The following is a 15,644-nucleotide window of genomic DNA, read 5'->3' on the forward strand; positions in this document are numbered from 1 at the left end:
CAGTGGTAGCAGTTGGAGTGGACGGGCCGCCCCGTAGCAGGTGATGTTCCTTCTGGTGAGACGATTCTCCCTAGAAAGGAGGTGATCCAGCCGCACGTTCCCGTACGGCTACCTTGTTACGACTTCACCCCCCTTACCCTCCACACCTTCGGCGCCTCCCCCCCCTCGGTTGGGCCGGCGACTTCGGGTGCAGACGACTCGGGTGGTGTGACGGGCGGTGTGTACAAGGCCCGGGAACGCATTCACCGCGGCGTGCTGATCCGCGATTACTAGCAACTCCGACTTCGCGGGGGCGGGTTGCAGCCCCCGGTCCGAACTGGGGCCGGCTTTAAGGGATTCGCTCGCCCTCGCGGGTTCGCAGCCCGTTGTGCCGGCCATTGTAGCACGTGTGCAGCCCTGGACATAAGGGGCATGATGACTTGACGTCGTCCCCACCCTCCTCCGGCTTGACGCCGGCGGTCCCGCGCGGGTGCCCAGCATGACCTGCTGGCAACACGCGGCGGGGGTTGCGCTCGTTGCGGGACTTAACCCAACATCTCACGACACGAGCTGACGACAGCCATGCACCACCTGTTCAGGCTCCTCTCGGCCACGGCGTCTCCGCCGCTTCACCTGAATGTCAAGCCCAGGTAAGGTTCTTCGCGTTGCTTCGAATTAAGCCACATGCTCCGCTGCTTGTGCGGGCCCCCGTCAATTCCTTTGAGTTTTAGCCTTGCGGCCGTACTCCCCAGGCGGGACGCTTAGTGCGTTGGCTGCGGCACGGGGGGATCGTCCCCCCACACCTAGCGTCCATCGTTTACGGCTGGGACTACCAGGGTATCTAATCCTGTTCGCTCCCCCAGCTTTCGCGCCTCAGCGTCAGTCGTGGCCCAGAGGGCCGCCTTCGCCACCGGTGTTCTACCCGATATCTGCGCATTCCACCGCTACACCGGGTATTCCACCCTCCCCTGCCAGACTCAAGCCCGGAGGTTCCGGGAGCGGGCGGGGGTTGAGCCCCCGGATTTGACTCCCGGCCTGCCAGGCCGCCTACGCGCGCTTTACGCCCAATGAATCCGGATAACGCTCGCCCCATACGTATTACCGCGGCTGCTGGCACGTATTTAGCCGGGGCTTCTTCTGCAGGTACCGTCACCTCGCGGCCTCTTCCCTGCTGAAAGCGGTTTACGACCCTAGGGCCTTCGTCCCGCACGCGGCGTCGCTGCGTCAGGGTTCCCCCCATTGCGCAAGATTCCCCACTGCTGCCTCCCGTAGGAGTCTGGGCCGTGTCTCAGTCCCAATCTGGCCGGTCGGTCTCTCAACCCGGCTACCCATAATCGCCTTGGTGGGCCGTTGCCCCGCCAACTAGCTAACAGGCCGCGGGCCCATCCCCCGCCGCTAACGCTCTCCCGGCACCGCCATGCGGAGGTGCCGGAGTACCCGGTATTAATCACGCTTTCGCGAGGCTATCCCGGTGCGGGGGGCAGGTTGCCCACGTGTTACTCAGCCGTTCGCCACTCTATGCACGCACCGAAGTGCGTCTTAACCGTTCGACTTGCATGTGTTAGGCGCGCCGCCAGCGTTCATCCTGAGCCAGGATCGAACTCTCCGTTCAAGTATGGGGGCGTGAAGCCCCCACGCGTTTGAAAGCGGGTCCGACCCGTCGCTCCGATCGCTGCTATCGCTTCTCGGACTCATCCATCATTTAGGGAAAGGAATCGACGAGGCGCTTGTCGCGCACTCGCCAACCATCCTAGATAATAGTGCTGTCTGTAACTGGCGCGACCTCGTCGGTCGCGGTATCCGGTTCTCAGGGTTCGTCCCGCGCTCGGGCCGCCGGCATCTGCCGCCGCGCCGTCGCGCGAGGAGTTAATATACGCTCCCGCCCCGCCGCCCGCAAGGGGCGCGGGGCGCCTCCACGGCTTGCACACAACTCGGGGGGGCGGGGGCACAAGCGGAGGGGCGCCGGGGCGATGCCCCCGGCGCCCCTCCCTGGGTGGGACCAGACGAACCCGTCCCCTTTGGCGCCTACGCCAGCAGCTGGGTCTTGGCGACCTCGGCGAGCTTGTCGTTGAGGGCCTGGGACTCCTCGCGCGTCTCTCCCCTGCTGAAGAGGTAGGCCTTGATCTTCGGCTCGGTGCCGGACGGGCGCACGATCACCTTCACGCCCTCGTCGAGCTGGAACTCGAGCACGTTGCTCTTGGGCAGCAGCTGTGCGGGGCAGGATCCGTCGCCGCCGGCAACCGTCATCTGAACGTCGGTCTTGTAGTCCACGAAGCCCTTGACCGGCATGCCGGCGATCTCTGCGGGCGGGTTCTCGCGTAGGCCGCTCATGATGGCGCTCATCTTGTCCGCGCCGGCGGCACCCGGGAAGCTCACGTTCACCACGCCGTTGAGGTAGTAGCCGTACTCCTTATAGAGTGCCTCCATGGCCTCGTAGAGGTCCATGCCGCGCTCGGCGTACCAGGCAGCCATCTCGCAGGTGAGCATGCTGGCCACGATGGCGTCCTTGTCGCGCGCGTGCAGGCCAACGAGGTAGCCGTAGCTCTCCTCGAAGCCGAGCAGGAAGCGGTCTGCCTCGCCCGCCTCGACGAGCTGGTCCATCTGGCCACCGATGTTCTTGAAGCCCGTGAGCACGCGGCGGGTCTCGAAGCCATAGTGCCTGGAGAGGGCGTCGGGCATGGCGGAGGAGACGATCGTGGTCACGACGACCTTGCGGGAGACGTCCTCGCCGGCCTCGGCCTTCATGCGGGCAAGCCAGTCGATGAGCAGGATGCCCATCTCGTTGCCCGTCATGAGCTTGTAGTCACCGTCGTGCGGCACGGCCACGCCCATGCGGTCCGCGTCCGGGTCGGTCGCGAGCATGAGGTCGGGGTGGACCTTGTCGCACAGCTCGAGACCCTTCTCGAGCGCCTCGCGGAACTCGGGGTTGGGATAGGGGCAGGTGGGGAAGTTGCCGTCCGGCTCGGCCTGCTCGGGCACGACCGTGACGTTGGTGATGCCCACGCGGGCCAAGATCTTGTTCATGCACTCGATGCCCGTGCCGTTGAGCGGCGTGTAGACCACCGAGAAGTCCGGGTTGGGCTTGGCACCGATGGACTGGGAGGCCACGGCGTCGATGAAGCGGTCGAGCACCTCGTCTGGCGTCCAGACCACGAGGCCCGCCTCGAGGGCCTCATCGAAGTCCATGTGCTTGACGCCCGTGAAGATGTCCGTCTCATAGATGGTGCTCTGGATCTCGTCTGCGGCCTCGTTGGCGATCTGGCAGCCGTCGTCGCCATAGACCTTGTAGCCGTTGTAGGGCGCGGGGTTGTGGCTGGCCGTCACGGCGATGCCAGCGGAGCAGTGCAGGTCACGCGTGGCGAACGAGAGCGTGGGAACCGGTTCGATGCGCGGGTAGACATAGGACTTGATGCCGTTGGCGGCAAGCACGCCAGCCGCGGCCTTCACGAAGTCCTCGCCCTTGTTGCGCGAGTCTCGCGCGATGGCGACCGTGGGGTTCTCGTAGTGGGCGTTGAGGTAGGTGGCCAGTCCCTGCGTGGCCTGCGAGACCGTGTAGACGTTCATGCGGTTGGTGCCCACGCCGAGCGTGCCGCGAAGGCCGGCCGTGCCAAACGAGAGGCTGCGGTAGAACGCGTCGGAGAGCTTCTCGGGGTCGGGGTCTGCCATGAGCTCGTCGAGCTCGGAGGCGAGGTCGGCCTCGGTGACGTTGTCCTTCCAGAGCTGCGCTGCAGCGAGAATCTTGTCGTCCATGCGTATCTCCCCTTCTCTGCGCGCCCGCGGGCGCGGATTCGTTCGTAACCTTTAGTGTAGCCACGCCGGCGCAGACTAGTCGTGGCGCCGGGGCATGTCTCGGCGGACGGGCGCGAGCTTGACAGGACGCTCGGCCGGGCACGAGAAAGCGGTCCGCAGCCTGAGGCCACGGACCGCTTGCGCGCTACATATATGTATGCGATGCCGAGAGAGCTATTTGCCCTCGCGGATGGAGGCGCCCAGAGATCCACCCGGGTGCCACTTGACGTACTGCTGCGGGTTCAGGCCGAAGTCCTCCTGGAGCAGGATGGACAGGCTCTGGAGCATGAGAATCTCCACGATGATGGAGGCGCGGGGCGGCTTGTTCATGGGGTCGCCCTCCTCCTTGACGCCGGCGATGAGGGTGACGTCGCCCTCCTTGGCCAGCCAGCTGTCCGGGTTGCCCGTGAGGGAGATGATCTTGACGCCGTTGCCCTTGAGGCAGGAGACGGTGGCCTTGAGCTCGGTGGTGTTGCCCGAGTTGGAGATGGCGATGACGACGTCGCCCGGCTTGACCTGGCCGGCGGAGCCGTGGACGCACTCGGTGCCGTGGAGCTCGTAGGTGGGGGTGCCGGTCGAGGAGAACAGCGACGCGGCGTAGCCGGAGACGTGGCCCGGCTTGCCGATGCCCGTCACGTGCAGACGGCCACCGTTGGCCTCGGACTCCTGGATGAGGCGCTTGGCGGCGGTGATGGAGTCGTAGTCGATCGTGTCCATGAAGGCGGCAACCTGCTCCTTCATGATGCCGAGGAAGACGTCAACGGACTTCTTGTCGTCTGCGGCGGAGGGGATGTGGTCGTGTGCCACGGTGAACTCTCCCATCTTCTGGCCGATCTCCTCATCGTTAGTGATGTCGAAGATGCTGATGACGTTGGGGAACTTGCCCTCGATCTCGGGGGCAAGGTCGCTCATGGTGATGATGACGTCACCGTCATAGCCAATGAGGTCCTCGAGCTTGCCGTGCTCGACGTTGATGCGGTATCCGCGCTTGGCGCAGATCTGCTGGATCTTCGTCTGGAGCAGCATGCTTGAGCCGACACCGGCGCGGCAGACAACCAGGGCGTTGACCATGTTCGCGTACCTTTCTCCTTGTTGGTTATGAACTTAACTACGCTAGCTGTATCTTACTCAAAACGGCGGCGCAGGCACACGAACTTTTTAACTTTTTCACGTGATTTGTACCAAGGAGGATGGCGCGAAAGCAGCCGACGGACTTCGTCAGGACTTTATTTACCCAGGTTCAATTACTGTGACCGGACAAACCCGTTGCGGCAAAATTACCGAGTTAGATTTGGTTCGCGCAAGTGTTTGCCTCTCCTGATCTGACGGAAGCGTGAACACCGCAGCTCGAAAGGCAAAGTTAGCTATTTGACACAATCTAACTGCGCTTATATGAATCCTTGACTAACTTTTTTGCATAGCTGGCACCGTTTGCCGCAAAGCCGGGGCCGCATGTGCCGGCATCGCAAACAATGGGTGTGCCAACATGAGAAAGGGAGTCGCATGAAGACAAACATTGCGGGAGAGCGGGCACTCGTCACGGGCGCGGGGAGCGGCATCGGGCGCGCCGTGGCCGTGAGGCTCGCGAGCCTCGGATGCACGGTGACGCTCGCGGCTCGCACGCTCGAGAAGCTCGAGGAGACGGCCGCGCTGTGCAACGCCGCCGCGCGCGAGGCGGGGCATGGCACCGACGCCATCGCCCACACCTGCGACCTCATGAGCGAGCAGTCGATCCTCTCGCTCGTGCGCGCCGTGGCAGACGAGGGCGGCCTGGACATCCTCGTGAACAACGCCGGCATCGTCCAGGCGGGGCCTCTCGAGGGCATCGCCACCGAGCAGTTCGACGCCGTCATGGCCACGAACGCCCGCGCTCCGTTCATCCTCATGCGTGAGACGCTGCCGTTGCTGCGCGCCTCGAGGGCGGCGGAGATCGTGAACGTGTGCTCGGTCGTGGCCCACGCAGGCTACCCCAACCAGAGTGCCTACGTCGCGAGCAAGCACGCGCTCTACGGCATGTCCAAGTCATTCGCGGCCGAGGTGTACGACGAGGGCGTGCGGGTGCACGTCATCTCGCCGGGCGGCGTGCTCACCGACATGGTGGCCATCGCCCGCCCCGACCTCACGGGGACGCCCATGATCGTGCCCGATGACATGGCCGACGCCGTGGAGTACCTGCTGTGCCACCGCACGGACGCCGTGTGCGACGAGATTCGCCTCCACCGCGTGACGAAGGCCCCGTTCTAGGGATCTCACGAGGCTGGAAGCGTGGCCCAACGCGGAAAAGGCCTAGAAGTGTTCGTAATTACGAACTATGTTCCAATTTGCTACCGTTGACCCGATTAATCGAAGCCGTTCGTGGCGCAACGGGTATCCTGAAATCTGGAATGTGCCCGGCGTCTGCCGAGCCGAACGAGTGCGGCAGGGGCTGTCGCGCGAGAAACCCTTTGGAGGGAACATGGCCGTCAATCGCTTTGTCCTGAACAACATTTCCTACCACGGCGCGGGCGCCATCAAGGAGATCCCCGGCGAGATCACCCGCCGCGGCTACAAGAAGGCCTTCGTCTGCTCTGACCCCGACCTCGTGAAGTTCGGCGTCACCGCCAAGGTCACCAACGAGCTCGACGCCGCCGGCATCCCCTGGACGCTCTACTCCGAGATCAAGCCCAACCCCACCATTCAGAACGTCAAGGACGGCGTCGAGGCCTACAAGGCGTCCGGCGCTGACATGATGGTCGCCATCGGCGGCGGCTCCTCCATGGACACCTGCAAGGGCATCGGCATCATCGTCGAGAACCCCGAGTTCGCCGACGTCCGCTCCCTCGAGGGCGTTGCCGACACCAAGAAGCACGCCACGTTCACCATCGCCGTCCCCACCACGGCCGGCACCGCCGCTGAGGTCACGATCAACTACGTGATCACCGACCCCGAGAAGGTCCGCAAGTTCGTCTGCGTCGACACCAACGACATCCCCGACGTCGCCGTCGTCGACCCCGACATGATGGCCTCCATGCCCGCCGGCCTCACCGCCGCCACCGGCATGGACGCGCTGACGCACGCCATCGAGGGCTACACCACCAAGGGTGCCTGGGAGCTCTCCGACATGTTCCACTTCAAGGCCATCCAGCTCATCTCCAAGAACCTGCGCGACTCCGTGGCTGAGGCCAAGAGCGGACAGCCCGGCAGCGGCCGCGAGGGCATGGCCCTGGGCCAGTACATCGCCGGCATGGGCTTCTCCAACGTGGGCCTGGGCATCGACCACGCCATGGCGCACACGCTCTCCGCGCACTATGACACCCCGCACGGCGTCGCCTGCGCCATGCTGCTCCCGATCGCCATGGAGTTCAACAAGCCCGTCGTGACCAAGCGCCTCGCCGAGGTCGCCGTGGCCATGGGCGTTGACACCACGGGCATGAGCGAGGACGAGGCCGCCGACGCCGCCATCGCCGCCGTCAAGCAGCTCTCCGCCGACGTCAACATCCCGCACGTCTGCGAGGCCATGAAGGCCGATGAGATCGACCAGCTCGCCACCGACGCCATGGCTGACGCCTGCTTCCCGGGCAACCCGCGTGAGGCTAACCACGACGACGTCGTCGCTCTCTTCAAGAAGATCTGCCCGAGCGCCTAGCACTCGTCGCACGACTTCTCGCGCAAAGCGCACCGAGCCCCTCTCGCCTAGGCGGGAGGGGCTCCTTTTGTGTCTGCGGCCATCGGCCACGATTGATTGAGCGAGACGTGACACGACCCAGCCGAGTTTCTCGCCAAGCGCTTTGCCGCGAGGGAGGCGGCGTTCAAGGCGCTCGCACCGCTTGCCGGGCGGCTTTGACTTCCGCATCGTGGAGACGCTCAGCCGCGAGGATGGCAGCCCCCTACGTCAACGTGAGGCCTGAGCTTGCAGAGGCTCTCGAGAAGGCCGGCGTGGGCGAGCTGCTCGTCTCGATCACGAACAAGGGCGGCACGGCCACGGCCGTCGTGCTTGCGCAGCAGCGCGGACGCCGCGGCTACTCGGCCTCGGCGGCGGCGAAGGCGGCGAGCGGCTTCTCCTCGAGCTCGGGCATGGACATGATGTTGTCGAGTGTGACGACGCGTGGCTTGTCCTTCAAGAACGGCGCAAGATCGCTCCCCACCACATAGAGGTCCACCTTGTGCATGGAGATCTCTGACACGGAGACGTGGTCTACGCTCACGCCCTCGATGCCGTGCTTCTTGAGCAGGCTCTCGACGTTCATCTGCACGATGAACGAGCTGCCCACGCCGCCCCCGCAACAGCACATGATCGACTTGATGCGCATGGTGCCTCCCTACGAAAAAGGGCGCGCCAGCCAAGCGGCCGGCGCGCCCGAACTAGGCAAATCGTTGATGGCCTAGTCCAGATAGTAGTGACCCAGCGCGTCGGCGCCGAGGATGGCATCGGCGACCATCTCGGGCGTGACGTCGAACGGCATGTTGCCCATGGTGTCGTCCGGGGCGCACGCGGCCTTCGCCACGATCATGGCCTTCTCGCGCGTGACCTCCTCGACGCCGAGCTCGCCCAGGGTGACGGGCAGGCCCACCTCGATGCAGAAGCCGAGGACCTCCTCGAGCTGCTCGGTGGAGGCGTTGGCGAGCACGAGCTGGGCAAGCGTGCCGAAGGCGACCTTCTCGCCGTGGTACATGCCGTGGCACTCGGGCAGCAGCGTGAGGCCGTTGTGGATGGCGTGCGCGGCGGCCAAGCCCGAGCTCTCGAAGCCGATACCGGAGAGCAGCGTGTTTGCCTCGATGATGTGCTCGACGGCGGGCGTGAGGGCGCCGGCCTCGAGGGCCACCTTGGCCTTGACGCCATCCTCCATCAGCGTGTCATAGCACAGGCGGGCAAGCTGCAGGGCCGCCAGACCGCCCTTGCCGCCGGCGCAGGTGGCACCGTCTGCATCGTGCGTGGCCTGGGCCTCGAAGTAGGTGGCAAGCGCGTCGCCCATGCCGGAGACGGTGAGGCGAACGGGGCTCGCCGCGATGACCGTGGTGTCCATGAGGACGATGTTGGGATTGGCCGGCAGGAACAGGTAGCGGTCGAACTGGCCGTCATCGGTGTAGAGGACGGACAGGGCACTGCAGGGGGCGTCGGAGCTGGCGATGGTGGGGCAGATCACGACGGGGCAGCCCATGAAGTAGGCCGTGGCCTTGGCGGTGTCGAGCGTCTTGCCGCCGCCGATGCCCACGATGACGTCGCAGCCGTTGGCCTTTGCAACCTCGACGAGGCGGTTGACCTCGTTCTCGGAGCACTCGCCGTTGAAGTCCTCGTAGACGGGCGTGGCCTTGGCCTCGGCAAAGCCGGCCTCGACCTTGGCACCCACGCGCTTGACGCCGGAGGGCGTGTTGATGACGAGGGCCTTGGTACCGAGCGGGTCAACGTAGCCGCCGAGCTTGGCGAGCTCGTCGGGACCCTGGATGTACTTGCTGGGACTGTTGAAGATCTTGGACATGAACGCTCCTTCTCCTAAGCGATTCACAGACCCCTTTAGTTTAGGGGCGAAAGGAGGTGGGGCGAGTCAGGACTCGGCAAGCGATTGCGGAAGCAGCGCGGCGAGGGCCCTTTGCCGCTCGCCGCCGCCGCTCACCGCAGTTGACCAGCGATGGCAAGCCATTTGTGCCGCAGGCCCGCGCAGACGCTGTGCCCGCGGCCCGGCAGAGGCATACTCGGGCAGCAGCATCGGGAGCTGCACCTCATGCTCGTGAGGAACTGGCTGCTTCACGAGAACACGACCCTCACGAAGGAGCGCATCAAGACGATCATCAACAAAGAGTTGCACCGACAAGAAAACAGGCCGGAAGCTCATGGCCTCCGACCTGCATCTTTTCTGGTGGCGGGGAAGGGAATCGAACCCCTGACACGGGGATTTTCAGTCCCCTGCTCTACCAACTGAGCTACCCAGCCGAAATGTGCACCCGCCTTGCGGGCTTGATTACTATATCAAACCGCAAACGCCGGTCAAGCAAGAAATTTGCCTTTTCTCGAAAAAATGTTGGCACCAATCTTTGATATAGGCATCTAGCCGCAACGTTTCCAGGTTATGCCGCCTCCAAGCCAAGCAGCTGGTCCATGACCTCCGCGAAGGCCACATGCGGGTTGACGCAGTAGCAGCACGCAAGGCTCAGCCACTCGTCGACGTGGCCCGTCTCGTCACACGCAAAGGCCATGCACTCCGGAAGCTCGTGATCGGGTGCGCATGAGAGCCACGAGAGGTAGTAGAACGCCCCGGAGATGAGCACCACCCAGGTCCTGTGAATGATGGGCAGGCCCGTCTTTGGATGCGTCTCGCGAGACGTCTTGTCCGAGAGCACGGTATAGGAGATCACGGCTCTTCGCCTCCCCTCTCACCCGCGCACACCGGGCATATCGAGAGTCCGGCGCCACGCACCTCGAGCCTGTCGCCCATGCGCAGGGAGCACGGACCCGCCAGGGCCCATCCGTTGAGCAGTGCCGGGTTTGACGCGCCCAGGTCACGCGCAACCATCGCCCCCTGCTCCATGCGAACCTCAAGATGACGGGGCGATACGGACGCGCACGTGACCACGACGTCGCTGCCAGGATCCCTCCCAATCGAGAGGCCGCCCTCCGGAACGCGCATGCACATGGAGACCCGCCCCATGACAAGACGCACGTGGGTGGGCGGCACGAGGCGAGCCACGGGCTCGAGAAGCTCGTCTTTCTCGCGCAAGGTGGGCTCTCCCCCTGTGGGCGCCGTCCCAACCGCCTCAAGGGCGCGACCGCTCTCCGGCGGCACCAAGCCGGGCGTTGGCCCCTCCACAAGATCCGGCTCATCAAGCGCCTGCAGCAACTCGGACATCACCCCGCCGTCACCCACATCGACAGGGCGCTCATGCTCTGTCGCAAAGTCATACAGGCACCCGTAGCACACGTCCATGTCGGCAAACAGCTTGGCGCCGCACCTCGGACACGTCTTGAGCCCTCCTGCCTCCTCGCCGCTCATACTCGTCCTCCGCTCATTCGTCTTGCCCATCTCGCGCTCCCATCACGTGCCACATGTTCCTTAGCTCAACCCGGTCACCCACCACCGGCCACGGCTCCCCGCAGGACGGCCGCTCAAGCGCATGACGCGCGCCGGCACATCTCACGACCCTCCCCGCAGGTAGCTCGCGCCACGAGCCAAGCACGAGGCCACCCTCGTCCACGAGAACAACGTCCAGCTGATAGCGCATGCCAAGCGTGTGAACGGATGGGCAGCCGACGAGAAGCAGGGGAACGGCCCGCTCGTCGTCACGGCTCGTCCCAAGCAGGCCGCGAAGCCTCCCCCAGAAGCCCGTGACGACAAGTGCCCGCATGCCCCAGCGACCAAGGCCGGCATCCGCATCGAACTCGATCCTTGCCCATCGCTCACAGCCGCCTCCACCCACTCTTCTCACGAGACCACCGCCGCTCGAAACCTATCCACCACAAAGCTCCTCTCATGCCGGACAATGACGGGCAGCTCGAACCCCACACCCGCGATCTGCACGGACGAGGGCCATGGCCTGTAGCCAAGCTCGCAGACGAAACGCGTTGTTCCGGCGGCAAGGTCGATGCGTGCCTCCGAGCCGTTGCCCGAGACGGGCTCGGCCCTCACCGCCACCTCACAGGGCATCTCTCCCATCGCCTGCTCTATGGCCGACTTAACCTCGGCAACGCCCGCAAGCTCGCTCGACACGCCCGACGCGGACACGCCATGGAGAACGACTGCGTCAGGCGCCACCCTGTCGAAGCGCGAGACGAGTTCCGCAAACTGCAGGACGTTCGCGACGACGAGCGCCACGGCAACGATCACCGGAACGAGCACGGCAAGCTCAACGGCCATCTGGCCCGCATCCTCGCGCACAGACCCGCTCATGCGGCACCCAGCAGCTGGCCCACATCGATCGTGAGCGGCACCGCAAGGTCCGTGCCGGGAATGGGAATCTCCGCAATCGTTACCTCGCCCTCCCCGAGCTCGTTGGCGACCTCCTGCCCCAACGCCCGCGCGAGCGTGGAGGGATCTGCGGAGTCCGGCAGTTTTCCCACAAGCTCTCGCGCCGTCGAGACATGGTCGTAGCCCGCCTTGTCGAGCACGTTTTGGCTGTTCGTGACGACGGGCTTTCGAAGCCTCAGGTCGGCCGGCTCGAGGCCAGCATCACGGATGGACTGTTTGAGCTTGTCGCGCAGCCAGGACCCAACCGTGGTTCCGAACACCCCATCGATGCCATCGAGCACACGCCCCGCCGCCTCATCGAGGTTTCCCATCGCCGCCCCGTAGCCCTCGAGCAGGCGAGACCACAGGGCGCCGACAGATCCCAAGACTCCCGCGTCACCCTCGAACAGCTCGTCAGAAAGCGCCTCGAAGGAGCGCACCAGCACGTCATTGCCCTCGGTGTCGCCGTCTGGCGCCAGAGTCGCCGCCGAGACCGCGGCACCGGCAGGCACCGTCGACTCCTCGAGAAAGGCGCTCGTGATCTGGGAGGGCACCGCCTCGCTGCCACGCGTGACCACGGCGACGCATCCCCAGGCACCTGGGGGACAGAGCTTGGGGCGTGGGACGGCCAGGGCCTGCATGGCCCTGTCGAAGGCGCTCGCGCCCTCGTCGGCAAGCCCTCTCATCTGCTCCTGCGCCTCGGCAAGGTCTTCCCGGGCAGCCTCGTACCTCTCGGACTCGTCCACGATGGTCTTCCAGTAGTGCTCGAAGCCGTTGTCGATGCTCGTCGAGGCGGCCGCGACCGAGCCCATCGCAGACGAGTCCATGCGGCAGACCCCACAGCGCCGCACGGAGCCGGCGTCGAGCTGGGACAGGGAGACGTGGCCGGCGGAGGCTCCCCTCGCGCCCGCGCAGTCCGCCGTTGAGTGGAGCGTGGGGCCCGCCTGCTCGTTCGTGGACGGCCAGCACGCTTCCGTGTACAGCGTCGTCTGCCGCATCTGCTCAGTGTTCGCCGGCAGGCTTGGCAGCTCAATCTCGACCCTCCCGTCCCCAAGCTCCTCGTAGCGCCCCCGCCGAGTCTGGCCGAGCGCGTACTCGTAGAAGGCGCGGCGCACGGCCGAGTTGGTGAGTTCCTCGGCAGACGGGGAGAGGGGAGCCTCGGCCAAGAGGCGAGCGGCATAGTAGGAGCGGGCCCGCACGAGCGCGGCGCCAAACGTCCAGTCCTCGAACGCGTAGCTTGGGTTCTGAGACGCGTCGAGACCGGCCAGAACGTCCGCACGCTCGCGAAGGCACCTTGGCTGTGCCACGCAGTCCGCACGCCATGCGGCACGCTTTGCCTCGTTAGCCCGCGCGTCAGCCTCCCTCGCCCGCTCGGAGGCCTGCTGGAGCTCGGCCGCCTTTGCCGCGGCCTCGCTCGCGTCCACCTCGGCGTCGAGACCGGAGAAGTCTGACTGGGACTGGGTTGGGAACGGAATGGCCACGCCCGTGTACCCGGCGGACCCTTCCTCGTTTGCCTGGGCGACAGCCGCAGAGCGGCATGCGATGGCAAGCGGCAGCGTTGCCTCGAGCGCCTTGAGGCCCTTGGCGGCAGACCTCGCGAACCCGCCCCGGGCGTCGAGCACCTTCCCCGCAGCCTCCACGGTGCTCGCGCCCACCGCCGCCATGCCGGGAATCGCGGACACCACGAGCCCGGCCCCGAGCGTCACCATGCCCGCAAGGCCAAGCGTGAGCACGCACGAGTCGAGGACTGTGGCGACGGTGGCGTACGAGGCAACGACGTTTGTGCCCGCAAGCGCCGTGGAGTCTGCCACCGCCTGCACGTCTGCCGACCTGTTCTGAAGCCAGGCGACGGACACGAGCGAGCAGGTGAGCGAGAGGCTCACGAGAAGGGCCAACGCCACGGCAACGGACGTGTAGCCGCCGTCCTCCCCTATGAAGACGTCAAGGCCGCCGGACGGCAGGGTACGCCGCCTATCCCCACATGGACACCCAGTCCGCATAGCTTCCCTCCAACCACTCCGGCCTTGCCCTCTCCGTCACGCGAACCCTCACCACGACCAGCTCGCCGTCCGCCTCGCCAAGCGCCGCAGCCAGCACGCCCACGAGCGGCAGCGGCCTCAGGCGTCCCGTGACCTCGACGCTCACCTGCTCGCAGGAAGCGTCCCCCTCGCACGAGACCTCCCAACCATCCGTGCCACCCACGTGAAATGCCTCCGCATTGGGAACGGCGCCCAGGCGCCTCCTCACGTAGGAGACGCACGCCTCCTCAGTTGCCGCACCCTGCTTCTCGCGCGTGGCTAGCACGCGCAGCCCCTCGGACGCCGCCTGCTGCATGACGGCGCGCGTGTAGAGCAGAAACGCCGGCTGGAGCAGCAGGGCGAGCAGCAGCATGATCGTGGGCAGAAACAGCGCCGCCTCTACGCTCGCCTGCCCCGTCTGCTCAAAACAGCACGAGGTCGCGAATGCCGTCGACCGCGCCGGCACCCTCGATTGCATGTGACGCCGCCCGCTCCGACGCGCGCTGCAGCCCGCCTTGCCCCACGACGCTCCACACGAGGCCAAGGGCGAGCACGAGCGCGAGAAACGCCCCCAGCACCAGCGCGTACTCCACGCTTGACTGGCCCGCCTCGTCCACGGCCAGGCAGCTAGGGCGCCTCTTGCCCTCCCGCATAGGAATCCCTCCATTCGGACACCTCCATCCGCAGCGTCTTCACGCGCGTCCGCCCGTCCGAGAGCCCGTCCGAGAGCAAGCACACGTCAACCCAACCCGGTCCCATGACGACGCAGCCCCAGACCCGCCCGACGAGGTCGAGCCAACCGCTCCTCGCGAGGAGCGTCCCCGGCTCGGCCCCATACTCCGCAAGCAGTGCGGCTGCCGCGTCCGGAAGGTCCTTGTCAACGACCCGCTCCGAGAGCGTCCCCTCCTCGGGCGTCAGGCCAGCCTCAAGATCGGATGGCAGGGCCAGCTCGCACTCGTCGTCCCACGATGACGCGTCCTGACCGCTTCCCGAGCCCTCGCCCGCAGAGGGGCACCCGTTCACGCGCGAGGCACCTGCCCCGACGAGAGCGCCCTTTCCCACGAACCCCGCGAGCATCGCCGCCAGCGCCAACGCGCACGCACCGATAAGTACGGTCCGCACCCGTCCCCTACAGCGAGTTGATGCCATCGGTGATCGAAGTCCAAAGCTCCTGGAGCCTGTCTCTGAACGCCACGACCGCAACGATCGCCATGAGCACGAGAACGCCCACGAGAATCGCGTACTCCGTCGTCCCCTGGCCGCTCTCCTCCGCGAGGGCCCCGCGAGTCCTCCTGCTCGCAAGGCACAGCCGAGCCATCACGCGCCGCCTCGCCAAAGCCAAAACGTTCATGACCTCTCCCTTCTCAACGGGGCAACGCGCCCCGGCCAACCGTCCTCACCCACCGAGCGCCGCGCACAGCAAGGGCCCCAGAATCGCAAGCAGCATCGCCGGCACGACCAGCGTCCCAAGCGGAACGAGCATCCTCACCGGGACCTCCTCGATGCGCTGCTCCACGCTCACGCGCTGTTCCTCTCTGATGGCGTCCGCCTGGCGCTCGAGCGTCTGTGCGAGCGGCGCCCCGAAGGAGAGCGCCTCGCTCACCGAGGCGCAGAAGCGCACGAGGGACGGTGCGCTGACGCGAGCGGCCAGGCCCTCGAGAGCCTCTCGCCTCCCCTCAAGGCCCATTTGCCAGCCACGCATGGTCGCAAGGAGCCTCTGGGCAAGCTCGTCATCGCTACCTGAGCAATACAGCTCGAGCGACGCATCAAACGAAAGACCCGCGGACAGGCCCAGCGCCAGGATGTCGAGCATCTCGGGCATCTGGCGCTCGCACGCGGCCACGGCGCATGCACCCGCCTCCCGCTCGCGGGCGCGCCTCAGCGCCGGTATCCCCTTCAGGCGCGCCACCACCTCGCGGGTTCCTCCAGCCCCGTCGTCCCG

At 65.9% G+C, this 15,644-nt stretch carries 16 protein-coding genes, 1 tRNA gene and 1 rRNA gene; 2 read left to right on the forward strand and 16 right to left on the reverse strand.

Translation table 11 applies throughout. From position 1 onward, the window contains the following. Positions 1-74: 74 nt before the first annotated feature. From Pcatena_RS06305 to Pcatena_RS06315, 3 genes are all read right to left on the reverse strand, one after another. Positions 75-1,591 (reverse strand): 16S ribosomal RNA (locus tag Pcatena_RS06305). A 413-nt stretch (positions 1,592-2,004) separates the two neighbouring features. Further along, a complete protein-coding gene (locus Pcatena_RS06310; protein ID WP_126422647.1) occupies positions 2,005-3,729 on the reverse strand; it encodes a phospho-sugar mutase in 1,725 nt (574 codons plus the stop codon). A 213-nt stretch (positions 3,730-3,942) separates the two neighbouring features. Further along, on the reverse strand, positions 3,943-4,839 hold the full coding sequence (locus tag Pcatena_RS06315) for an SIS domain-containing protein (protein ID WP_126422649.1): 897 nt from the start codon (positions 4,837-4,839) through the stop codon (positions 3,943-3,945). 360 nt (positions 4,840-5,199) lie between these two features. Here Pcatena_RS06315 and Pcatena_RS06320 point away from each other — a divergent pair, with 360 nt between their 5' ends. Continuing rightward, complete coding sequence (locus Pcatena_RS06320) at positions 5,200-6,012, forward strand: SDR family oxidoreductase (protein WP_408634296.1); 813 nt, start codon at positions 5,200-5,202, stop codon at positions 6,010-6,012. Positions 6,013-6,223: 211 nt separating this feature from the next. Beyond that, positions 6,224-7,393 (forward strand): lactaldehyde reductase, encoded by a 1,170-nt coding sequence (gene fucO, locus Pcatena_RS06325; RefSeq protein WP_126422652.1) that lies wholly within the window; start codon positions 6,224-6,226, stop codon positions 7,391-7,393. 373 nt (positions 7,394-7,766) lie between these two features. Here fucO and Pcatena_RS06335 read toward each other — a convergent pair whose 3' ends face one another. The 13 genes from Pcatena_RS06335 to Pcatena_RS06395 all read right to left on the reverse strand — a co-directional run bounded on the left by Pcatena_RS06335 (position 7,767) and on the right by Pcatena_RS06395 (position 15,611). Then, positions 7,767-8,057: a PTS sugar transporter subunit IIB gene (locus tag Pcatena_RS06335; protein WP_126422654.1), complete on the reverse strand. Its 291-nt coding sequence runs from the start codon at positions 8,055-8,057 to the stop codon at positions 7,767-7,769. 72 nt (positions 8,058-8,129) lie between these two features. Beyond that, positions 8,130-9,224 carry a glycerol dehydrogenase gene (locus tag Pcatena_RS06340; protein WP_126422657.1) on the reverse strand — a complete coding sequence of 365 codons (1,095 nt, stop codon included), beginning with the start codon at positions 9,222-9,224 and terminating at the stop codon, positions 8,130-8,132. Between the two features lie 376 nt (positions 9,225-9,600). Further along, positions 9,601-9,676 (reverse strand) — tRNA-Phe (locus Pcatena_RS06345). A gap of 134 nt (positions 9,677-9,810) precedes the next feature. Continuing rightward, positions 9,811-10,098: a hypothetical protein gene (locus Pcatena_RS06350; protein WP_126422659.1), complete on the reverse strand. Its 288-nt coding sequence runs from the start codon at positions 10,096-10,098 to the stop codon at positions 9,811-9,813. After that, complete coding sequence (locus Pcatena_RS06355; RefSeq protein WP_126422661.1) at positions 10,095-10,763, reverse strand: FHA domain-containing protein; 669 nt, start codon at positions 10,761-10,763, stop codon at positions 10,095-10,097. The genes Pcatena_RS06350 and Pcatena_RS06355 overlap by 4 nt, the downstream gene beginning before the upstream one ends. Beyond that, a complete protein-coding gene (locus Pcatena_RS06360) occupies positions 10,747-11,166 on the reverse strand; it encodes a DUF192 domain-containing protein (protein WP_126422664.1) in 420 nt (139 codons plus the stop codon). The genes Pcatena_RS06355 and Pcatena_RS06360 overlap by 17 nt, the downstream gene beginning before the upstream one ends. Further along, a complete protein-coding gene (locus tag Pcatena_RS06365; RefSeq protein WP_126422666.1) occupies positions 11,163-11,627 on the reverse strand; it encodes a hypothetical protein in 465 nt (154 codons plus the stop codon). The genes Pcatena_RS06360 and Pcatena_RS06365 overlap by 4 nt, the downstream gene beginning before the upstream one ends. After that, positions 11,624-13,684, reverse strand: a complete 2,061-nt coding sequence (locus Pcatena_RS06370) for a hypothetical protein (RefSeq protein ID WP_126422667.1) — start codon at positions 13,682-13,684, stop codon at positions 11,624-11,626. Before Pcatena_RS06370 ends, Pcatena_RS06365 begins: the two co-directional genes overlap by 4 nt. After that, positions 13,656-14,180 (reverse strand): TadE/TadG family type IV pilus assembly protein, encoded by a 525-nt coding sequence (locus Pcatena_RS06375; RefSeq protein ID WP_126422669.1) that lies wholly within the window; start codon positions 14,178-14,180, stop codon positions 13,656-13,658. Before Pcatena_RS06375 ends, Pcatena_RS06370 begins: the two co-directional genes overlap by 29 nt. Then, positions 14,125-14,355 carry a hypothetical protein gene (locus Pcatena_RS06380; protein WP_126422671.1) on the reverse strand — a complete coding sequence of 77 codons (231 nt, stop codon included), beginning with the start codon at positions 14,353-14,355 and terminating at the stop codon, positions 14,125-14,127. The genes Pcatena_RS06375 and Pcatena_RS06380 overlap by 56 nt, the downstream gene beginning before the upstream one ends. Further along, complete coding sequence (locus Pcatena_RS06385; RefSeq protein WP_126422673.1) at positions 14,330-14,824, reverse strand: hypothetical protein; 495 nt, start codon at positions 14,822-14,824, stop codon at positions 14,330-14,332. Before Pcatena_RS06385 ends, Pcatena_RS06380 begins: the two co-directional genes overlap by 26 nt. A 7-nt stretch (positions 14,825-14,831) precedes the next feature. Next, positions 14,832-15,020 carry a Flp family type IVb pilin gene (locus Pcatena_RS06390; protein ID WP_126423471.1) on the reverse strand — a complete coding sequence of 63 codons (189 nt, stop codon included), beginning with the start codon at positions 15,018-15,020 and terminating at the stop codon, positions 14,832-14,834. A 78-nt stretch (positions 15,021-15,098) separates the two neighbouring features. Further along, positions 15,099-15,611, reverse strand: coding sequence for a type II secretion system F family protein (locus Pcatena_RS06395; RefSeq protein ID WP_172596402.1), 513 nt, complete (start codon positions 15,609-15,611; stop codon positions 15,099-15,101). Positions 15,612-15,644: the final 33 nt, after the last annotated feature.

This window comes from Parolsenella catena (assembly GCF_003966955.1).
Taxonomy (GTDB): domain Bacteria; phylum Actinomycetota; class Coriobacteriia; order Coriobacteriales; family Atopobiaceae; genus Parolsenella; species Parolsenella catena.

Coding starts and splice junctions, on each gene's coding strand:
- Pcatena_RS06310 (WP_126422647.1), bottom strand. CDS start 3,729: ATGGACGACAAGATTCTCGCTGCAGCGCAGCTCTGGAAGGACAACGTC.
- Pcatena_RS06315 (WP_126422649.1), bottom strand. CDS start 4,839: ATGGTCAACGCCCTGGTTGTCTGCCGCGCCGGTGTCGGCTCAAGCATG.
- fucO (WP_126422652.1), top strand. CDS start 6,224: ATGGCCGTCAATCGCTTTGTCCTGAACAACATTTCCTACCACGGCGCG.
- Pcatena_RS06335 (WP_126422654.1), bottom strand. CDS start 8,057: ATGCGCATCAAGTCGATCATGTGCTGTTGCGGGGGCGGCGTGGGCAGC.
- Pcatena_RS06340 (WP_126422657.1), bottom strand. CDS start 9,224: ATGTCCAAGATCTTCAACAGTCCCAGCAAGTACATCCAGGGTCCCGAC.
- Pcatena_RS06355 (WP_126422661.1), bottom strand. CDS start 10,763: ATGGGCAAGACGAATGAGCGGAGGACGAGTATGAGCGGCGAGGAGGCA.
- Pcatena_RS06365 (WP_126422666.1), bottom strand. CDS start 11,627: ATGAGCGGGTCTGTGCGCGAGGATGCGGGCCAGATGGCCGTTGAGCTT.
- Pcatena_RS06370 (WP_126422667.1), bottom strand. CDS start 13,684: ATGCGGACTGGGTGTCCATGTGGGGATAGGCGGCGTACCCTGCCGTCC.
- Pcatena_RS06375 (WP_126422669.1), bottom strand. CDS start 14,180: ATGCAATCGAGGGTGCCGGCGCGGTCGACGGCATTCGCGACCTCGTGC.
- Pcatena_RS06380 (WP_126422671.1), bottom strand. CDS start 14,355: ATGCGGGAGGGCAAGAGGCGCCCTAGCTGCCTGGCCGTGGACGAGGCG.
- Pcatena_RS06390 (WP_126423471.1), bottom strand. CDS start 15,020: ATGGCTCGGCTGTGCCTTGCGAGCAGGAGGACTCGCGGGGCCCTCGCG.